This window comes from Xanthomonas sp. NCPPB 3569, assembly GCF_041475645.2.
Classification (GTDB): Bacteria; Pseudomonadota; Gammaproteobacteria; order Xanthomonadales; family Xanthomonadaceae; genus Xanthomonas; species Xanthomonas phaseoli.
The window spans coordinates 106,578-125,138 of record NZ_CM192969.1 but is presented as its reverse complement, the minus strand read 5'-3'; the positions used below and the strand labels follow the sequence as shown (position 1 = coordinate 125,138).

Sequence of the window (18,561 nt, the reverse complement as noted above, 5' to 3'; positions counted from 1 at the left end):
GCTGGCCGCAGGGGAGAGGCGCGTGCGCATCGTCGGCTAGGACTCCATCGCTGCGACGATGCGCTGGCGCGAGGTCTCGGCCATGCGACGGCGGCCTTCGATGTCCAGCGCGCGAATCGGCTCGAGAAAATGCACTTCGGCCAGCCGCGACGGCTCGCCCAGCAGGCGCACGATATTGGCGAAGAAACTCTCGCGCTCGCCGAAGGCCACCACCGCCTGTGCATTGCCGCGCAGCCCGTAACGCAGCGCCACCGGCTGTACCGGCACGCCGGCTTCCACCGCTGCCTGGAAGATGCGCGCATGGAACGGGCCCACTTCGGTACCGCCACGGGTACGCCCTTCCGGAAAGACCCCCACCGGCTTGCCGCTTTGCAGGCGCAACAGCATTTCCTGCAGCACCCCGCCCAGCGATTCGGTATTGCCGCGCTGGTGGAAGATGGTCTGGCCCTTGGTCGCCAGCCAGCCCACCAGCGGCCAGCCGGCGATTTCGCGCTTGGCCACAAACCCCATCACCCGCTGGCTGTGCAGGATGGAGATATCCACCCAGCTGACGTGGTTGGCCACGAACAGGGTCGCGCCCGGTAGCGGCGTCCCGAAGCGGCGCAGCCGAAAGCCGAACACCCGCATCAAGGTGCCCTGCCACCAGCGGATCATCCGCTCCTCCAGGGTGTCGTCGTGCCCGATGCGGATCCGCGCCAGCGCCGGTACCACCACGCACAGCATGGTGACCGGCAGGCCCAGGCACAGATGCAGCAACAACAGTGGCACCCGGTAGAGGTACCGGAACCAACGCAACGCGCCGCCAGCGTCGCGCGTGGCGTCCAGGGATGACTCGCTCATTCGACGAACGGAACCGGTAACGGGGGAAGGAGGCGCGACCATTGTGACAGCAGCGTGGCCGCCGCGCAGTGCCGGCAGCGGATGACGCTGTTCCATGCATGCCGCTGCCGGGCGAACTCAGCCATCGCTGCGCGCGATCACCGCCAGGGTCAACCGCGACACACAGACGCGCTTGCCGGCCGGGTTTTCGATGGTGATGTCCCAGACCTGCGTGCTGCGCCCCACATGGACCGCCCGCGCAGTGCCGGTCACCAGCCCCTGGGTGGCCGCGCGCAGGTGATTGGCATTGATCTCCAGCCCCACGCAGATCTGGGTCGACATATCCACGCACAGGTTGCCGGCGCTGCTGCCCAGGGTTTCGGCCAGCACCACCGAGGCGCCACCGTGCAGCAGGCCATAGGGCTGCTTGGTGCGCGCATCCACCGGCATGGTGGCGCGCAGCCAGTCGTCACCGGCTTCGGTAAAGACGATGCCCAGATGCGCGATCAAGGTATCGCGGCTGGCGGCATTGAGGGCGGCTAGATCGACAGGTTCGCGGAAGGTCATGGGCGGGGAATGGGGAATGGGGAATGGGGAATGGGGAATGGGGAATGGGGAATGGGGAATGGGGAATGGGGAATGGGGAATGGGGAAGCGGGAAGCGGGAAGCGGGAAGCGGGAAGCGGGAAGCGGGAAGCGGGAAGCGCAAGAGCATCCAGGCGCCTGGGGTGCGATGCAACTGGGCAGGAGTGCTGGCGGCCGACAGCATGCGCTGGCGGCGCCGATGCATTGCGCTCCCCCCGCCCGCGGCAACTGCAGCCGCTTCGGCGATTTCCGGTGTATTTAGAGTCGATCTGTAGCCAACTGTGCCCATCCAGCCACAACGTGCAATCACCAGGCATCCGCTGCTGCCACCCGTGCGGCACGCCAGCCGATCAGAGGATCGGCACCAGCCCGGCGCCGAAGGCGGTCAGCATGCGCACCAGCAGCCACTTCGGGCCGACATTGACCTCCGGGAAATCGCCCACCGCCACATAGCACTGGCGAAACCGCGGGTCCTGCCGCTTCAGCGGGAACGGACACTCCGGGCCGGGCTGGAACTCGTAGTTGGTGGCGTAGCGCCATGGCCAGAAGTCCAGCACCGGCAAGGCTTCGGAGACCTTGCCCACGCTGTAGTTCAACCCGCCCAACACCGGCGGCTTTTCGCGCGGCGCCACCGTCCAGGCATTTTCCGGGGCGATATCGCGCTCGATGCTGGCGGCCAACGCCTGCGCAAAGCGCGCATCGTCGATCACCACGGCCGCTTCGGTGTTGTAGTTCTCGCTGCGCGGGTCGAAGTTGTGCGTACCGATCACGCCGATGCGGCGATCCACCACCAACGACTTGGCATGCAAGCCCATGCGCGCACCGGCGCGGGTCACCGGCAGCGGCTTGTTGACCGCGCGCGTGCCCAGGAACGATGGCCGCGTTTCGGTACGCAACACGCGCCGATCGACCTCGCTCCCGCCCGGCGCACGGCCGCCACCACTGCCGCGCAGCACGCTGCCGGCACTCGCGCTGGCGTTGCCCTCCGGGCCGCTGCTGCCGCGCATCGCATTGCCCGCTGCGCTGCCGCCGATCAGGCGATTGGCGCGGCTGTCCTGATTGACGTCGGACGCGGGGTTGAGCGGGTCCGGCACCAGGTTGGCGTAATCCACCGGGGCATCCAGCGGAAATGGCTTGAACTCGTACACGTTGAAGCCCAGCTCGCGCATGTTGCGGCGTTTGAACTTGTACGACAGCGCATACACGATGGGGTTGTCGGTGGCGGCCAGGCTATTGGTCGACACCACGATGCGCGGCGGCTGCGGGTGTTTGCGCAACGTGCGGAAGATCGCCTGCGCCTGGTCGGACAACACCAGGTACGGGGTCTGCAACAGCACTTCCTGCTGCGCGCCGGCAATCAGGCCATCCAGTTCCGGCGCGGTGGACACCGCCTTGGCCGCATGCTCCCGGCGGTGTTTTTGCGGCAGATCGGCCACGTACAGCACACGCTGCACCGGCATGGCCGGGGTCACGAAGGCATCGCGCACGAATTGCGGGTCGCGCGCTTCATGGTCCACCCGCGCCACCCGGTCGGGCCGGCGGAACTGTGCCGGCGGCATCGTCGGCACGCCCTGCTCCAGCAGCAGGCGCCCGACATCGTTCAGACGTTCGGCCGGGACGCTGCGCCGGGCGCGCCAGAACGCATCGAAATTGGCGGCCATGGCGCGCACTTCCGGCCCGGCCAGAATCACGTCGCGGTCGCGGAAGTTGTACTCGCTATCCCAGTCGTAATAGTCGTCCTGGTAATTGCGCCCCCCGACCACGCCCAGCACGTCGTCCACCACCAGCAGCTTGTTGTGCATGCGCTGGTTGAAGCGGCGGAAGCAACACAGCACGCTGCCGGCGTAGTCGAAGTAATTGAGTTTGACCTTGCCGAAGGTGGGGTTGTAGATGCGCAGCTGCAGGTTTTCATGGCTGCTGGCCAGCGCGCCGAGAATCTGCAGATCGGCGATCGCCGACAACTGGTCGATCAGGATGCGCACCTTGACCCCGCGCTGGGCGGCGTCCACCAGTGCATCCAGCACCATGCGGGCGCTGTCGTCCTTATCGAAGATGTAGGTTTGCAGATCGATGCTGCGGGTGGCGCTGCGGATCAGGTTGAGCCGGGCCACCAGCGATTCTTCGCCGTGGTCGACGATGGTGGCGTAATGCCGCGGCGCCGCCGGTGTGGAGGCGGTGATCGCCTCGCCGCCCAGCGCGCGCAACGGCGAGGGTTGCGCACAGCGATTGGCCTGGCTGCAATTGACCACGGTGCTGCGTGCCGCAGCGGCGACACCGGCGGCACGGTTGCGTTCGGTTTGTGACAGGCTGGCGCATCCGGTGCCGAGCAACAACGTTGCCAGCACGCAAACCCTCAACAGATACGTCACGGGCGCCGCGCCTCCTGCAGGCGCCCACGCAGAATGAACGTCACCCTGTCGCCCAGGGCCATCTGCCACGCATTCATTCCGTAACGTCCACGCAGGACCGTCCCTCGACTGATCACGTCGCAATCATAGCCCGGCCGCGTGCATTCGGCCGGCACCACATGCAGCGTTTCCAGATGCGTGATTCCGCGGATGGTCAGGTTGCCGACGATGTCGCCGCCCTGCTTCACCACTTCCTCGACATACGGCAGCGATTCGAATTCGACCACCGGGTACTGCGCAACGTCGAAAAAATCTTCCCCGCGCATCCAGCTGGTGTACCGGTCCTTGCCGGGGATCTCCACCTGAGTGGCGTCCAGCCGGAAGCGCACCTGTTGCCGCCCATCGGCCAACGTCACCACGTCACCGCGAAAACGCGGGAAGAACCCCTCGATCTTCATCCCGAAGCGTGTCTTGATCTCGAACCCGAAACGCGATTGCGCCGGGTCGATCGACTGCACCTTCTGCTGCGCCATGCAGGGGAAAACGACCCAGAGCGCGAGCCAGGCGTACCAGCGCAGCGACGATGACACGGATCAAGGCCACCAGAAGGCGGTCAGGCGGGCGATGCCCGGCTCGATGGTGGCGTCCAGCGGCAAGGCCAGCAACGCGATCGAGGCGGTGGGCATGCCGCGGTAATCGCCGGTCTGGCCGCTGTGCATCAGCGCTGCCAGCCGTTCCAGGCCAGGGTTGTGGCCCACCAGCAGCAGGCGCTCGGCCTCGCGATGTTCGTCCACCAGGCTGGCCAGGGTGCCGGGCGTGGCCTCATAGATGCGTTCGTCCAGCCGTTGTTCGATGTAGCCGGTGAGCTCGAGTACCGCCTCCAGGGTTTCGCGGGCGCGGCGGGCCGGGGAACACAGCACCCGGTCGGGCACCAGCCGCTGCTCGCGCAGCCAACGCCCGGCCGCTTCGGCCTCGGCGATGCCGTGCGGCGACAGCGGGCGATCGAAATCGGCCTGGCCGGTGTCGGCCGGTTCGGCGTGGGCGTGTCGCAACAAGATCAATTCGCGCATGGGAACTTTCCGGTTCTAGGACTTCTTGAGCCACTTGAACAGCGGCTCCCAGTCCTGTTGATGGTCGCGCACCTGCGCCGAGCGGTAGTCGAACAAGCTGCGGCCCAGGCCGGCCATCACCACATAGGCCTGGGTGTCGCGCAGTTGGGTCACCAGCGGATACGGCCAGCTGCCGATCATGTCGGCGGCCTGTTGCGAGGTCTGGGTCCAGGGACGGGCACGATTGAGCACCAGGCCCACCGGCAGCTTGCGCTGATGCACGCGCGGCACCTTGGCCAGCGTGTTGAGAAAGCCGACCACCGCTTCGATATCCAGCGCCGAGGACAACACCGGCACCACGATGGCATCGACGTGGTCGAGAAATCCGCTCAAGTCATCGGCCATGGCACCGGCCGGCGCATCGACGATCAGGGTATCGGTGCCGTCCGGCACAGCGCTCTGCCAGCTGCGGCGCTTGGTGGCGTCGATCGGCAAGACCGCACTTTCCAGGCTGGCGCGGCGCTCTGCCCAGCGGGTGGACGAGCCTTGCGGATCGGCATCCGCCAGCACGGTGCGCTGGCCTTGCAACGCCGCATGTGCGGCCAGGTTGGTGGCGATCGTGGTCTTGCCGACGCCGCCTTTGGAGGCGGCCACCAGGACTGTCTTCATGCACGCCTCGCTTCCGGGAGCAGGCCGGCAGCGTACACCGCGACAAGGTGAGGAAGTAGTCGAAACGCGTTAAACGCACTGCTGCGGGGCAGGCAACGACAGCACAGACCGTCAGCCGATGAGCGCAAGGCCTGGTGCCGCCGCTGTGCGTGGCAACGATGGGAGCCTGGCACGGCGCAGGATCGTCCACGCGTCTGGCTCAGCCGCGCCGTCGCACTGCAGCATGGCGCCAATGGTGCAGCTGTTGGCGTACCACGGCTCGGACAAGCGCAAGCGCGTGCGTGCGTACGCGCGGTACGAGTGGGCTCTGGCTGCCGCCAGCGTTACCGCCTTATGCCACCAGCCGCGCCAGCAGCCAGGCCCACGCAGGCAGCGTCAGCAACGACAGCAGGATGCTGTAGCCGACCATCGCTGCAGCCAGGCGTGGCGCCAGCCGGTGCGAAATGGCCAGCGCGGCGGCGGTGATCATGGTGGGCATGGCCGATTCGAGCACATTGGTCTGCAACATCTGCCCGTGCAGGCCCAGCACCCAGGACAATGGCAAGGCCAGCACCGGCATCAACAGCAGCTTGAACACCAGGCCCACTGCCAATGGCCTGAGTTCGTCGGCAGGCAGGCGCAACTGCAGCGAAAAGCCCACCGAGAGCATTACCAGCGGCAACATCGCATCGGCCAGGTTCTTCAGGCCCGCGCCGATCCAGGCCGGCGGTTGCTCGGGCATCAGGGTCAAGGCGAACAGCAGCGCCCACAACGGCGGGAACTGCAGCACGCGCATCACGATCAGCCGTGCGGTCGGCGGGGTATCGCCGCTGTACCGGGCCAGTACGTACAGCCCGAACGTGGACAGCAACACGAAGGTGCCAAACTGGTCGTAGACCACTGCATACGGCAGTGCGTGATCGCCGATCAGCGCGCGCACCATCGGAAAGCCGATGAAGCTGGAATTGGTAAACACCACACACATCAGCAGCGCGGCGTATTCGGCGCGGCCGAAGCGCAACAGGCGGCTGCAGCCCCACAGCAACGGCACGATGATGGCGGTCAGCAGCCATGGCGTGGCAATCACCCCACCGAGCGAAGCATCCAGATGCAGGCGCGGGACATAGGTCAGCACCGATGCCGGCAGGCAGATGTACAGCACGATGCGGTTGAGCACATCGGCACTGTTGTCCGGCAACACCCGCAGGCGGGCGAACAGCAGGCCCAGCCCCAACATGGCCAGAATCAAGGCAAATGCATCTACCGCCATGCGCGATCGTGTCCGTTGGAATGCGATGCACAGGATCGCATAGCGCACGGTACGCGCATCGGACGATGCGTTGGCCTGGCTGATCCGAGGCGCACGCCACCCGAGCTTCGGTCACTGCGCAATTCCCACTACCGCATGGTTTCCCTATGCCGAAGCCAGCGTAGCTAAGACGCGGCGCCTGCGCTGTTCCAGACGATGCGTCGGACAAACACGGCATTGCACCGTGTTTGATGGTGCGCGGACAAACCCTGCAGCAAATTCGCAGCGTCGGCTGCGCGGTACGCTCACCGCGCGCGGGACACGCCGTGAACCCGTCCCTGGGAGTTCGATGGCGGCCTCGATGCCACCGACGGCCCCGCAATCGGCCAGGACACCGCACTAGACAGCGCGTTGGTGACTTGATTGAAGAGCAAGGACGCAGCGTCAGCCATTCGACCGGCTGTTTCTTTAACTCTGCGCATCGACCACCTCAACCGGTCCTTGCGCGCTCACCGTCACAGGACCCTTGGCGGCATGGAGGCCCCCACGGAGCCTACAGGGACGTCCTTGCAGGCGTGTCCTGCGATGGTTGGGCGGGCAAGGGCCCTGCAGCCACGCCGCAGACCCATGCTCTGCTCTCCCGCATCGACCCCGCAACGTCAGCAAGCCAAGGTGCCAAGCCGGTGCTTGCGACAGGCAGACCCGATCAGCCTTTCGCCGAGCGAACGGCATCAAGGTCAGACGTCTTGGTTTCAGGTAAGCGGCGGGCCGGCGCACCAGATGGCGCCTGGTTTATCGGCAAACGGCGGCAGCCCGTCGATCCACTGCACGACCCGCGCTGCAGGAACTCCCGCAGCGCGGCGAGGCATTACCGAAACGCTGGCGGGTTGGCCTGCCAGGCTGCGAAGACCTCGGCCAGGCTGGCACGGTCGGCTTCGCGCCATTCCGGCAACAGGCTGGCGTAGTTGGCGGTGCTGCTCCAACGGTCCGGCCAGGTGCGCACGGCTGCGGCATACCACTCGACCGCCTCCTGCTTGCGCCCGGCACGCCAGAGCGCCAGTGCAGCCGTGGTTGGCAGCCATTCTGGCGTGGCCGGACGGCCATTGGCCAAGTTGGCCCATTGCTGCAGCGCCTTGTCGGGCTGGTCGGCACGCAGCAGGTCCCACCCATAGTTCCAGGTGATGGCCCGGTACTGCTGGCTGCCGTTGGAGACCAGCGCCAGCGCGCCCTGATACAACTCATCGCCCAACTGGGTGCGCCCGCCCGCATAAGCCAGCGCCGCCAATTGCGCGCGCGGATCGGCCGCACGGGCGTCGCGTTGCACCATCGCCGCCAGCCGGTCGACGACTGCATCGCCCTGGCCCTGTACGGCCACCACGGCCTTGGTGGTACCGCGGTCTTCGTCGAAATAGAACTCCTTGGGCTTGGGCAAGCTCTGCGCCTGCGCCAACGACCACACCCCTCCGAGCAGGGCCAGAGCGGCCCACGCGTATTTCCTTTTCACTGTGTTTTCCCCTGACAGCAAACGACCCCTTCCCATCCCCATCCTACCCGCAGCGCGTCGGCTGCGCATCCGCACAGGGATAGGTGCGGAAAAGCTGACTGTTACACTTTGCGCCGCCGTTTTGGAATCCGTCGGGTGCGTCAGATAGTTTCAGATGACATGCACCGGGGCCCAGCCACCCTTTCCGGGCACGCCATGACCAGTACCGCTGCGCTTTCTTCTCCCGACTCTGCCAACACGCCGGAGCTCGGCCGGGTGGATGCGGACTACACGCTGGACCACAAGTACACGCGCACCGATGGGCGCATCTACCTGTCCGGTGTGCAGGCGCTGGTGCGGCTACCGCTGCTGCAGCGCCTGCGCGATGACGACGCCGGGCTGCAGACCGCCGGCTTCATCAGCGGCTACCGCGGCAGCCCGCTAGGCGGGCTGGACCTGGAACTGTGGCGGGCGCGCAAGCACCTGGACGCGGCCAAGGTCACCTTCACTCCAGGCCTGAACGAGGACCTTGCCGCCACCATGGTGTGGGGCACCCAGCAGACCAACCTCTTCCCCGGCGCGAACGTGCAGGGCGTTTACGGCATGTGGTACGGCAAAGGGCCGGGCGTGGACCGCAGCGGCGACGTGTTCAAGCACGGCAATGCCGCCGGTACCTCGCCGTTTGGCGGCGTGCTGGCGCTGGCCGCCGACGACCATGCCTGCCGCAGCTCGACCCTGCCGCACGGGTCGGAAGACGAATTCGTCAGCGCGATGATGCCCATCCTCAACCCGGCCGGGGTACAGGACATCCTGGACATGGGCCTGCTCGGCTGGGCGATGAGCCGCTGCACCGGGCGCTGGATCGGCTTCAAGACGATTGCCGAAACGGTGGAATCGTCCGCCTCGGTGGACGTGGACCCGTTCGCCCGCACCATCGTGCTGCCGGAGGATTTCGAGCTGCCGCCGGGCGGTTTGAGCATCCGCTGGCCAGACCCGCCGGTGGACCAGGAGATGCGCTTGCATCGCTATGCGATTGCCGCCGCGCAAGCCTTTGCGCGCGCAAACCGCATCGACAAGGTGGTGCTGGATGCGCCGCACGCACGCTTGGGCATCGTCACCACCGGCAAGAGCTACCTGGACGTGCTGCAGGCGCTGGAATACCTGGGCCTGGATGCGCAGGCCTGCGCGCAGATCGGCATCCGCGTGTACAAGGTCGGCATGACCTGGCCGCTGGAGCCGGTGGGGATCAGCGCGTTCGCGCAGGGGCTTGAAGACATCGTGGTGGTGGAGGAGAAGAAGGCCTTCATCGAGCGCCAGATGAAGGAGCTGTTCTACAACTGGCCGGCCAGCGCCGGTGCGCGGCCGAGCATTGTCGGCAAGTACGATGAGCAGGGCGCGTGGATCCTGCCGTCCACCGGCGAACTGACGCCGGCCACCATCGCGGCGGTGATCGGCAGACGCATCCTGCGCCTGCTGCCATCGAGCACGATCAATACCGATTCGATCCAGCAGCGGCTGCGCTGGATGGACGCCAAGGAAGCGGAAATGGCGCTACCACGTGCGCAGTTCCCGCGCGTGTCGCATTACTGCTCCGGCTGCCCGCACAACACCTCCACCGCCGTGCCGGAAGGCTCGCGCGCGCTGGGCGGCATCGGTTGCCACTACATGGTGACCTGGATGAACCGCGCCACCGACACCTTCACCCACATGGGCGGCGAAGGGGTGACGTGGTCGGGGCAGGCGCCGTTTACCGACACCCCGCACGTGTTCCAGAACCTGGGCGATGGCACGTATTTCCATAGCGGCTCGCTGGCGATCCGGCAGTCGGTCGCCACCGGCGTCAACATCACCTACAAGATTCTCTACAACGATGCGGTGGCGATGACCGGCGGGCAGCCGGTGGACGGCACGCTCAGCGTGCCCGACATTGCGCATCAGTTGCGCGCCGAAGGCATCCATGAGATTGCGGTGGTCAGCGACGACATCGGCAAATGGACGCGGCGACGCGACCTGTTTCCGCCTGAGGTCGCGTTTCACGATCGTGGTGAACTGGATGCCGTGCAGCAGCATCTGCGCACGGTCAAGGGCGTGTCGATCCTGATCTTCGACCAGACCTGCGCCACCGAAAAACGCCGCCGTCGCAAGCGCGGCAAGCTGATCGATCCGCCCAAGCGGGTGATGATCAATTCGCTGGTGTGCGAAGGCTGCGGCGATTGCGGCGAGAAAAGTTTTTGCGTGTCGGTGTTGCCGAAGGAAACCGAATTCGGGCGCAAGCGCCAGATCGACCAGTCCAACTGCAACAAGGATTATTCCTGCGTCTCGGGCTTTTGCCCAAGCTTTGTCACCGTGCATGGCGGTGCCCCGCGCAAGGGCAAGCGGCGCGACGCCAGCACGCTGCTGGACACGCTTCCCTCACCGCCCAAGCGCACCGCGCTGGAACGGCCGTGGAATATCCTGATCACCGGCGTCGGCGGCACCGGCGTGGTGACCATCGGCGCGCTGCTCGGCATGGCCGGGCACCTGGAAGGCAAGGGCGCCACGGTGCTGGACCAGACCGGCCTGGAGCAAAAGGGCGGCGCGGTGACCACGCATATCCGCATCGCACGCCAGCCCGCCGACATCCATGCCGTGCGCATCGCCGCCGGCGAAGCGGACCTGGTGCTGGGCTGCGACATGGTGGTGGTCAACGATTATTGGGCACTCTCCAAGGTGCGCGATGGCCGCACCCAGGTGGTGCTCAACACTTACGAAGCCATGCCGGGCACATTCACCACGCAGCCGGACCTGCAGTTTCCCGCTGCCGAGATCATCGCCGGTGTGCGCACTGCGCTCGGTGGCCAGGAGCCGTTGTTGCTGGATGCCACGCAGCTGGCCACCGCCCTGCTGGGCGACGCCATCGCCAGCAATCTGTTCGTGCTCGGCTACGCCTGGCAGCACGGGTTGGTGCCGCTGTCGCATGCGGCGCTGATGCGCGCGATCGAACTCAATGGTGCCGCCGTGGCGATGAATCAGCAGGCGTTCGCCTGGGGGCGCCTGGCGGCGATCGATCTGCCGGCGGTGCAACGCGCTGCGGGTCTGGCCGATGCCGACGCGCCTGCACATCTGCATGGCGAGACACCGCATGCACGCGGACCAGGCAGCTGGGAAGAGCACGACCTCAGCGGCCAGAGCGCACCGCGTGCGCTGGCGCAGACCGACGGCAGCACGCTGCATGGCGAGGTCGCTGCACCGGCCGCCCCGCTCGACGACGAACAGTTGGCGCACTCGCTGGACGAGGCCATCGCGCGTCGCGTCGCGTTCCTGACCGACTACCAGGATGCCGCCTACGCGCACCGTTATCGCAGCCTGGTCGAGCGCGTACGCACGCACGAGCTGCAACGCGTGCCCGGCAGCAGCGCACTGACCGAGGCAGTGGCCCGTTACGCCTTCAAGCTGATGGCCTACAAGGACGAATACGAGGTGGCGCGGCTGTATACGCGTGGCGATTTCCAGCGCCGGTTGCAGCAACAGTTCGAGGGCGACTACACGCTGCGCTTCCATCTGGCGCCGCCGCTGCTGGCCAAGAAAGACGCGCACGGCAACCTGATCAAGCGCGAGTACGGGCCGTGGATGTTCACCGCCTTCAAGCTGCTGGCGCGGTTGAAGTTCCTGCGTGGCGGCACGTTCGACGTCTTCGGCTACAGCGAAGAACGGCGTGGCGAGCGCCAGCTGATCGCCGATTACAGTGCCACCGTGGACATGCTGCTGGAACGGCTGGATGCCGATAACGTGGGTTTGGCCGCGCAGATCGCCGGCATTCCGGAACACATTCGCGGCTATGGCCACGTCAAGCATGCGCATCTGCAGGAAGCCAAGGCGCGCGAAGCGGCGCTGCTGGCGCAGTGGCGCAATCCCAAGGCGTTGCATGTGGTGCAGGCGGCCTGATGCACCGCTCAGCATGGTTTTAGCGGGCACGGCTGCGACATCCTTGGCGCGGACACAGCACCAGACAGTTGGTTGGCTGCTTCATTCGAGACCATGCATCTATCGACCATCTCGACTGGTCCTTGCGGCGGACGCGAAGATCTCGCGGGCGCGATGCCCTCACCGCTCGCGGGACACGCCGTGAACCCGTCCATGGGGGCTCGATAGGTAAAGGCCGAGAGGATCCGATCAGCATACACCCGCATGGCCTGGTCACTGACCACTCCTGTACGCAGGCCAACCTCAGTCGAAATGCGGCCCGCGCATCAGTCGAATCGGTCCGCGAACATCGGGCAGTTGCACGGTTCTGCCTTGCTGGGTGACACGCACGACACCAGCGCTTGCGGCAGCTGCGGCCACCGCACGCACCTGGGGCATCAGGCTCCGCCATACCGCCGCGTCACTGCTCAACGCACGCGCGACTTCCGAGGTACAGATCGACTGCTCGGGACGACGTTGCGCAAGCAGGTGCCGGATCAACGCGGAAACCTGCGCATCATCCGGCGGCTGCACGCCGACCCCGCAGGATCACACTGGGCGCAGCAGGCGCAGGCCGAACCAATCCTTGGCATCGTTCCAGCCGTGGGTGACCTTGAGCCCGGCTGCGGCAGCCAGTTCGGCAAAACGCGCGTCGGTGTATTTGCAGCTGTATTCGACCTGCATCGCTTCGCCTTCGGCAAACGCGATGTCCTTGCCGCCGACCCGCACCTGCTGCGCGCGTTGGCTGACCAGGAAGGTTTCGATACGGCCGCGCTCACGGACATACACCGCGTGGTGACGGAAACCGTCCAGATCGAAATCGCTCCCGATCTCGCGATTGAGCCGCGCCAGCAGGTTCAGGGTGAACTCGGCGGTGACGCCGGCTGCATCGTTGTAGGCCGCTTCGATCAGCCCGGCGTCCTTGTCCAGATCGATACCGATCAGGGCGCAACCATCGCTGCCCATGGTCTGGCGCATCGCGTCCAGCAATTCGATCGCGGCCGCATCGGCGAAATTGCCGAGCGTGGAGCCGGGGAAGAACACCACGTGCCGCCGCGCCGGCCGCTGCGCATCGGGCAGGCGCAGCGGCTTGGTGAAGTCGGTGCACACCGGCAACATCTGGATCTGCGGAAATTGCTGGGCCAGCCGCGCGGTGCTTTCCAGCAGCGCGGTACGGGAGATTTCCAGCGGCGTGTAGGCCACCACATCGCGCAGGCCCTGCAGCAGCAATTCGGTCTTGCGGCCGCTGCCGCTGCCGTATTCGACCACATGCACGCCGGCGCCGATCGCCTGAGCGATCGAGCCCATGCTGGCTTCCAGCAAACTCAGCTCGGTGCCGGTGAGGTAATACTCCGGCTGCCGCGTAATGGCTTCGAACAGCTGCGAGCCGCGCGCATCGTAGAAATATTTCGACGGCAGCGTCTTGGGCGTTTGCGACAACCCCGCCAGGGCATCGGCAGTGATGTCGTCCGGCTGCGGGCGCAGATCGGTCAGCGCGGCGTGCGCGCGTTGCATGGCATGGGCGGCGGCGTTCAAGGCAGATCCTTGGCTAGGCGCACGCCGGCAAATTGCCAACGCGCATCGGAGGGGAAAAAGTTGCGGTAACTGGCACGCAGATGGCTGGCCGGGCTGGCGCAACTGCCACCACGCAAGACCCATTGCGCATTCATGAATTTGCCGTTGTATTCGCCCAGCGATCCGGGCCACGGGGTAAAGCCTGGATACGGCAAATACGCGCTGCCGGTCCACTCCCAGACATCGCCGAACAGCTGCTGGATACCGGTGTCCACGGCATCGGCGCCACGCGGATGCAGCGCATCGGTGTCGACGAAATTGCCCTGTACCGGCACGCCGGTCGCGGCCTGCTCCCACTCGGCTTCGGTGGGAAGGCGCGCACCGGCCCAGCGCGCGAACGCATCGGCTTCGAACAGGCTCAGGTGGCAGGCCGGCGCGTGCGGGTCGCGCGTGCGCCAACCGTCCAGCGTGAACTCGCGGCCATCGGCATCCCAATACAAGGGATGCTGCCAACCGTGTGCCTGCACCATCGCCCAACCATCGCTGAGCCAGGCGCCAGCGCTGCGGTAGCCGCCGTCATCGATGAATTGCTGGAACTCGGCGTTGGTGACCACACGGCTGGCCAGCGCATGCGCACCGACCAGTACGCGATGGCGCGGCGATTCGTTGTCGTAGGCGAAGCTGTCGGCCTGTGGCCATGCGGGCGCACCGATCTGGACGATCTGCTCGTCGCGCGCATGCCAGCGCAGTGGGCTGGCAACAGCCGCAGGCGGCGCGGGCAGGTCTCGATAGGCCGGCTGCAACGGGTTGCTCCACAGCGCGTGCTTGATATCGGTCAGCAGCAACTCCTGGTGTTGCTGCTCGTGCTGGATACCGAGCTGCACGACGGTGCAGGCCTGGGCATCGAGCAGGCCTTCGCGCAAGCGCTGCTGCATCTGCCTATCGACCGCAGCACGGTAGTCGCGTACCTGCTGCAACGAGGGACGCGAGAGCACGCCGCGGCGGGCCCGCGCATGCATCGGCCCCACGCTCTGGTAGTAGCTGTTGAACAGGAAATCCCAGGCCGGCTCGAACACGCGATACGCCGGATCGGCCTGCAGCACGAAGCGTTCGAAAAACCAGGTGGTGTGCGCCAGGTGCCATTTGCTCGGGCTCGCGTCCGGCATGCTCTGCACCATCGCGTCTTCGGCGCTCAAGGGTGCGGCGAGACGGTCGCTCAGCGCGCGGGTCTGCGCGTAGCGTTCCAGCAGCGTCAACTGCTGTTGCTGGAGGTGGCCCAGCAGAGGAGAGAGTGCAGACATCGCCATATGCTTGGGGAGCGCCCGTGAACGTGCTGTGTCGGCAGCGTGGCAGCCAGCGGTAAGCTGTGGGCATGTCATCGCCATCTCTGTCCAGTACGCTTGCTGGGCCCTTCGATTGGGCCCAGCGTCAGCAGGCATTTGCGCTGCCTCCCGGGGTCATCTATCTGGATGCGGCGTCGCGTGGTCCGCTGTTGCGCGCCATGCAGACAGTGGCGCATGACGCGGTGGATGCGATGGCCGCACCGTGGCGGTTGCCATTCGATACCTGGTTACAGCAGATCGAGCAGGTGCGCGGACTTGCGGCCGCGTTATTGGACGGCGATGCCGATGCGGTGGCCATGGTGCCCTCGGCCGCGCACGGCCTGGCCACGGCCGCGCGCAATCTGCCCGTGCAGGCCGGCGACGCAGTGCTGGTGCTGGAAGGGCAATTTCCTTCCAATCTGTTGATCTGGCAGCGCCGCTGCGCAGAGACCGGCGCGCATCTTGTGGCGGTGCCCACCACCGCTGGCGGCAGCTTGACCGATGCAGTGCTGCAGACCATTGCCGACACGCCTGCGCTGCGGATTGCGAGCTTGCCGCATGCGTACTGGCTGGACGGGCGAATGCTGGATCTGGACCGCATCAGTGCCGCCGTGCATGCACGCGGAGCGGCCCTGGTGCTGGACCTGAGCCAGAGCCTGGGGGTGTTGCCACCCGATCTGCACCGCTGGCAACCGGATTTCGTGGTCAGCGTCGGGCACAAATGGTTGCTCGGGCCGATGGGATTGGCGTGGCTATGGGTCGCGCCGCAGTGGCGCACAGACGGGCTGCCGATCGAAGAACACTGGATCGGCCGCGATGCAGGCAGCAGTTGGGAATTCCCGGTGGCCAGCGCGCCGCGGTACCGCAGCGGTGCGCGCCGATTCGATGCCGGCGGGGTTGCCGACCCGTTGCGAGTCGCAATGGCCACCGTGGCCTTGCAACAACTCAACGCGTGGCAGCCGGCGCGCATCGCAGCCGCATTGGGCGAGTTGACCACGCATTGGAACGCCGCCCTTCAGGCGCGCGGCTTGGGCAGCTGGTGCACGCGCGGACATGCGCCGCATCTCACCGCACTGCAGCCGCCGGCAGATACGCTGGACGCAGTGGCGACAACCCTTACCACGCTCGGGGTGATCTGCACCCGGCGGCACGGACGTCTACGGATTGCGCCGCATTTGAGTGTCACCGAACATGCACTGTCACGGGTGATTGAGGCGCTGCCAGGCGCATGAAGCGGCGCCTGCGTGCAGGAGCAGACCTGGCCGCGCCATGGCGTCACCGGGATGCCGCATCGCGGCCAGGTCCGCTCCGACGCATCGATGTGGTCGTGAACCGCATGGGCGTAGCCGTGAACAGGCTTGCCCTGCCGCTCAGCCGCGTTGGCTGATCCGCAAGCCACGCGGCGTTGCCCAACGCTCCAGTCCTTCGAACAGGGCCTGGACCACCAGCGCCAGCACCGCGGCGGGAATGGCGCCTTCCAGGATCAGGCCGAGATCGTCCAGGCGGATGCCGGTGAGAATCGGTTGGCCATAGCCGCCTGCACCGATCAGCGCGCCCAGCGTGGCGGTGCCCACATTGATCACCGCCGCGGTCTGGATGCCGGCCACGATCGTGCGGCGGGCCAGCGGCAGTTCCACCCGCCACAGGCGTGTCCACGCGGGCAATCCGATGGCGCGGGCAGTCTGGCGCAGTTCGCGTGGGATCGAGTTCAGCCCGGCGTGGGTGTTGCGCACGATCGGCAGCAGGCTATACAGAAACAGCGCGGCAATCGCCGGCTTGGCGCCGATGCCGAACAGCGGAATCATGAACACGAACACCGCCAACGATGGCAGCGTCTGCAGCACGCCGGTCAACGACAACACCACCTGCCCCAGGCGTGGACGCCGCGCCGCCAGCACGCCCAGCGGCAGCGCAAGCAGCAACGCCAGACCCAAAGAAATACCCACCAACGCCAGATGCTCGCGCGTATGCCGCAGCAAACGCTCCACACGCGAGTCCGCCTCCGATGCCGGTGTCACGCCCAACCAGTGCGCGGCAACCGCGGCTTCGGACTGCCGCTCCAGTTTGACCTGTGCATTGAGCCGTTGCATGGTCGCTTCGTCGATGCGTCCTTGCAGCTCACGCAAGGCCTGCAGCATCGCCGGTGCGCGTTGCGCCAGATCCTTGCGATACACGAAAATCGCCTGGTAATCGGGGAAATAGTGGCGGTCGTCGCGCAGCACCTGCAACTGGTAATACGGAATTTCCGCATCGGTGCTGTACAGATCGGTGACCTCGATGGCGCCGCTCTGCAGCGCGCGATAGGCCAGGTCGTGATCCAGCCCGGTCGCGGCCTGCGGCAGCGCGTACGCCGCGCGCACGCCCGGCCAGCCATCGGCGCGCTGCATGAACTCATTGCTCAGACCGATCTTGAGGGTGGGATGTCGTGCAAGATCCGACAACGAGGCGATGCCCAACGCCTGCGCACGTTCGCGCTGCATTCCGAAGGCGTAGGTGTTCTGGAAACCCAGCGAATCGGTCATCGCCAGCCCGCGTGCATCGAGTGCGGCGCGCAGCTCGGCCTGGCTGGCGTTGGGCAATTGCAGCAGCTCCTGTGCCAGCGTACCGGTGTATTCGGCATACGCGTCGATCTGCCCGGTCTCCAGCGCGCGCCAGAGGATGCGCGTGCCACCGAGTTGCGCGCGGTGCTGCACGTCCACACCATCGCGCTTGCCGGCAGCGGTGGCGATTTCGCCAAGAATGACCGCTTCGGTGAAATTCTTAGAACCGATGGCGACCTGCGCGGCCTGCGCGCCGACACTGCAGATCAGCAGCACCGCAGCGATGAGCGCACGCGCCATCATGCGGCATCGCCAATGCTGCGCTGGGCGGTGAGAAAGCGCTGCACGAACGCGTCGGCCGGCTGCTCCAGCAGCTCGCGCGCAGTGCCTTGCTGCACGATGCGCCCGGCACGCATCAGCACCAGGTGGTCGGCCAGATAGGCCGCTTCGGCCACGTCGTGCGTCACCAGCACCACGGTCTTGCCCAACTGCGCGAACAGTTCGCGCATCTGCGCCTGCAAGTCGTAGCGCACGATGGGATCGAGCGCGCCGAGCGGTTCGTCCAGCAGCAAGGCCGGCGGGTCCAGCATCAATGCACGAATCAGCCCCACACGCTGGCGTTGACCGCCGGAGAGTTCGGCCGGGTAGCGCGCCAGCAACTCCGTCGGCAGTTGGCACAAGGCGCACAAGACATCCAGACGCGCATCGATGCGCTCCCGCGTCCAGCCCAGCGTCTGTGCCAGCAAGGTCACGTTGCTGCGCGCGTCCAGATGCGGAAACAAGCCGCCCTCCTGGATGACGTAGCCGATGCGTTGCCGTTGCGCCTGCAGGTTGGCGCGCTGCAACGGCGTGCAGTCGAACGCGACCGTGCCGCTGTCCGGCCACTCCAGCCCGACCAGCATGCGCAGCACGGTGGATTTGCCGGCGCCGCTCGGGCCGATCAATGCGGTCGTGATGCCGCTGGCAAACGTCAGCGAGACAGCATCGAGTGCGATGGCCTGGCCGTAGCGGCGGCTGACCTGGTCGAGAGTGAACATGCGGCCGAGCTTGCCGAACGCAGC

15 protein-coding genes are annotated in these 18,561 nt (G+C 66.4%); 2 read left to right on the top strand and 13 right to left on the bottom strand.

Translation table 11 applies throughout. From position 1 onward, the window contains the following. Positions 1 to 36: 36 nt before the first annotated feature. The 8 genes from ACCQ03_RS00485 to ACCQ03_RS00450 form a co-directional block, all read right to left on the bottom strand. Positions 37 to 936 carry a lysophospholipid acyltransferase family protein gene (locus ACCQ03_RS00485; RefSeq protein WP_007968095.1) on the bottom strand — a complete coding sequence of 300 codons (900 nt, stop codon included), beginning with the start codon at positions 934 to 936 and terminating at the stop codon, positions 37 to 39. Positions 937 to 957: 21 nt separating this feature from the next. Continuing rightward, entirely contained in the window at positions 958 to 1,386 is a 429-nt protein-coding gene (locus ACCQ03_RS00480; RefSeq protein WP_017157352.1) for a hotdog fold thioesterase, read from the bottom strand. Positions 1,387 to 1,754: 368 nt separating this feature from the next. Then, entirely contained in the window at positions 1,755 to 3,773 is a 2,019-nt protein-coding gene (locus tag ACCQ03_RS00475; RefSeq protein ID WP_209227440.1) for a phospholipase D family protein, read from the bottom strand. Continuing rightward, the gene (locus tag ACCQ03_RS00470; protein ID WP_017159612.1) at positions 3,770 to 4,342 is read right to left on the bottom strand and encodes a YceI family protein; all 573 of its coding nucleotides are present in this window, start codon (positions 4,340 to 4,342) and stop codon (positions 3,770 to 3,772) included. Before ACCQ03_RS00470 ends, ACCQ03_RS00475 begins: the two co-directional genes overlap by 4 nt. A gap of 3 nt (positions 4,343 to 4,345) precedes the next feature. Further along, entirely contained in the window at positions 4,346 to 4,822 is a 477-nt protein-coding gene (locus tag ACCQ03_RS00465) for a SixA phosphatase family protein (RefSeq protein WP_003488452.1), read from the bottom strand. 15 nt (positions 4,823 to 4,837) lie between these two features. After that, positions 4,838 to 5,470, bottom strand: coding sequence for a ParA family protein (locus ACCQ03_RS00460; RefSeq protein WP_017159611.1), 633 nt, complete (start codon positions 5,468 to 5,470; stop codon positions 4,838 to 4,840). Positions 5,471 to 5,801: 331 nt separating this feature from the next. Next, positions 5,802 to 6,719 (bottom strand): AEC family transporter, encoded by a 918-nt coding sequence (locus ACCQ03_RS00455; RefSeq protein WP_017157356.1) that lies wholly within the window; start codon positions 6,717 to 6,719, stop codon positions 5,802 to 5,804. Between the two features lie 847 nt (positions 6,720 to 7,566). Further along, complete coding sequence (locus tag ACCQ03_RS00450; RefSeq protein ID WP_039584125.1) at positions 7,567 to 8,202, bottom strand: hypothetical protein; 636 nt, start codon at positions 8,200 to 8,202, stop codon at positions 7,567 to 7,569. A gap of 159 nt (positions 8,203 to 8,361) precedes the next feature. Here ACCQ03_RS00450 and ACCQ03_RS00445 point away from each other — a divergent pair, with 159 nt between their 5' ends. Further along, positions 8,362 to 12,105, top strand: a complete 3,744-nt coding sequence (locus ACCQ03_RS00445) for an indolepyruvate ferredoxin oxidoreductase family protein (RefSeq protein WP_209227439.1) — start codon at positions 8,362 to 8,364, stop codon at positions 12,103 to 12,105. Positions 12,106 to 12,387: 282 nt separating this feature from the next. On the opposite strand, the gene ACCQ03_RS00440 is transcribed toward ACCQ03_RS00445, so the two are convergent. The 3 genes from ACCQ03_RS00440 to egtB are packed head-to-tail and all read right to left on the bottom strand — an operon-like array spanning position 12,388 to position 14,945. Beyond that, positions 12,388 to 12,657, bottom strand: coding sequence for a DUF3253 domain-containing protein (locus ACCQ03_RS00440; RefSeq protein WP_057678497.1), 270 nt, complete (start codon positions 12,655 to 12,657; stop codon positions 12,388 to 12,390). Positions 12,658 to 12,672: 15 nt separating this feature from the next. Beyond that, complete coding sequence (egtD, locus tag ACCQ03_RS00435) at positions 12,673 to 13,659, bottom strand: L-histidine N(alpha)-methyltransferase (protein ID WP_057678496.1); 987 nt, start codon at positions 13,657 to 13,659, stop codon at positions 12,673 to 12,675. Continuing rightward, the gene (gene egtB / locus ACCQ03_RS00430; RefSeq protein ID WP_057678495.1) at positions 13,656 to 14,945 is read right to left on the bottom strand and encodes an ergothioneine biosynthesis protein EgtB; all 1,290 of its coding nucleotides are present in this window, start codon (positions 14,943 to 14,945) and stop codon (positions 13,656 to 13,658) included. Before egtB ends, egtD begins: the two co-directional genes overlap by 4 nt. Positions 14,946 to 15,010: 65 nt before the next feature. On the opposite strand from egtB, the gene ACCQ03_RS00425 reads away from it, so the two are divergent. After that, on the top strand, positions 15,011 to 16,192 hold the full coding sequence (locus ACCQ03_RS00425) for an aminotransferase class V-fold PLP-dependent enzyme (protein WP_057678494.1): 1,182 nt from the start codon (positions 15,011 to 15,013) through the stop codon (positions 16,190 to 16,192). Positions 16,193 to 16,330: 138 nt separating this feature from the next. Here ACCQ03_RS00425 and ACCQ03_RS00420 read toward each other — a convergent pair whose 3' ends face one another. Next, positions 16,331 to 17,803 (bottom strand): ABC transporter permease/substrate-binding protein, encoded by a 1,473-nt coding sequence (locus ACCQ03_RS00420; protein WP_057678493.1) that lies wholly within the window; start codon positions 17,801 to 17,803, stop codon positions 16,331 to 16,333. After that, positions 17,800 to 18,537 carry an ATP-binding cassette domain-containing protein gene (locus ACCQ03_RS00415; protein ID WP_209227438.1) on the bottom strand — a complete coding sequence of 246 codons (738 nt, stop codon included), beginning with the start codon at positions 18,535 to 18,537 and terminating at the stop codon, positions 17,800 to 17,802. The genes ACCQ03_RS00420 and ACCQ03_RS00415 overlap by 4 nt, the downstream gene beginning before the upstream one ends. Between the last annotated feature and the right edge of the window lie 24 nt (positions 18,538 to 18,561).

Excerpts from the sequence above, each read along its gene's own strand:
- ACCQ03_RS00485 (WP_007968095.1), bottom strand. The coding sequence starts at position 936 with ATGGAACAGCGTCATCCGCTGCCGGCACTGCGCGGCGGCCACGCTGCT.
- egtB (WP_057678495.1), bottom strand. The coding sequence starts at position 14,945 with ATGGCGATGTCTGCACTCTCTCCTCTGCTGGGCCACCTCCAGCAACAG.
- ACCQ03_RS00445 (WP_209227439.1), top strand. The coding sequence starts at position 8,362 with ATGCACCGGGGCCCAGCCACCCTTTCCGGGCACGCCATGACCAGTACC.
- ACCQ03_RS00415 (WP_209227438.1), bottom strand. The coding sequence starts at position 18,537 with ATGTTCACTCTCGACCAGGTCAGCCGCCGCTACGGCCAGGCCATCGCA.
- ACCQ03_RS00425 (WP_057678494.1), top strand. The coding sequence starts at position 15,011 with ATGTCATCGCCATCTCTGTCCAGTACGCTTGCTGGGCCCTTCGATTGG.
- ACCQ03_RS00480 (WP_017157352.1), bottom strand. The coding sequence starts at position 1,386 with ATGACCTTCCGCGAACCTGTCGATCTAGCCGCCCTCAATGCCGCCAGC.
- ACCQ03_RS00420 (WP_057678493.1), bottom strand. The coding sequence starts at position 17,803 with ATGATGGCGCGTGCGCTCATCGCTGCGGTGCTGCTGATCTGCAGTGTC.
- ACCQ03_RS00460 (WP_017159611.1), bottom strand. The coding sequence starts at position 5,470 with ATGAAGACAGTCCTGGTGGCCGCCTCCAAAGGCGGCGTCGGCAAGACC.
- ACCQ03_RS00455 (WP_017157356.1), bottom strand. The coding sequence starts at position 6,719 with ATGGCGGTAGATGCATTTGCCTTGATTCTGGCCATGTTGGGGCTGGGC.
- ACCQ03_RS00465 (WP_003488452.1), bottom strand. The coding sequence starts at position 4,822 with ATGCGCGAATTGATCTTGTTGCGACACGCCCACGCCGAACCGGCCGAC.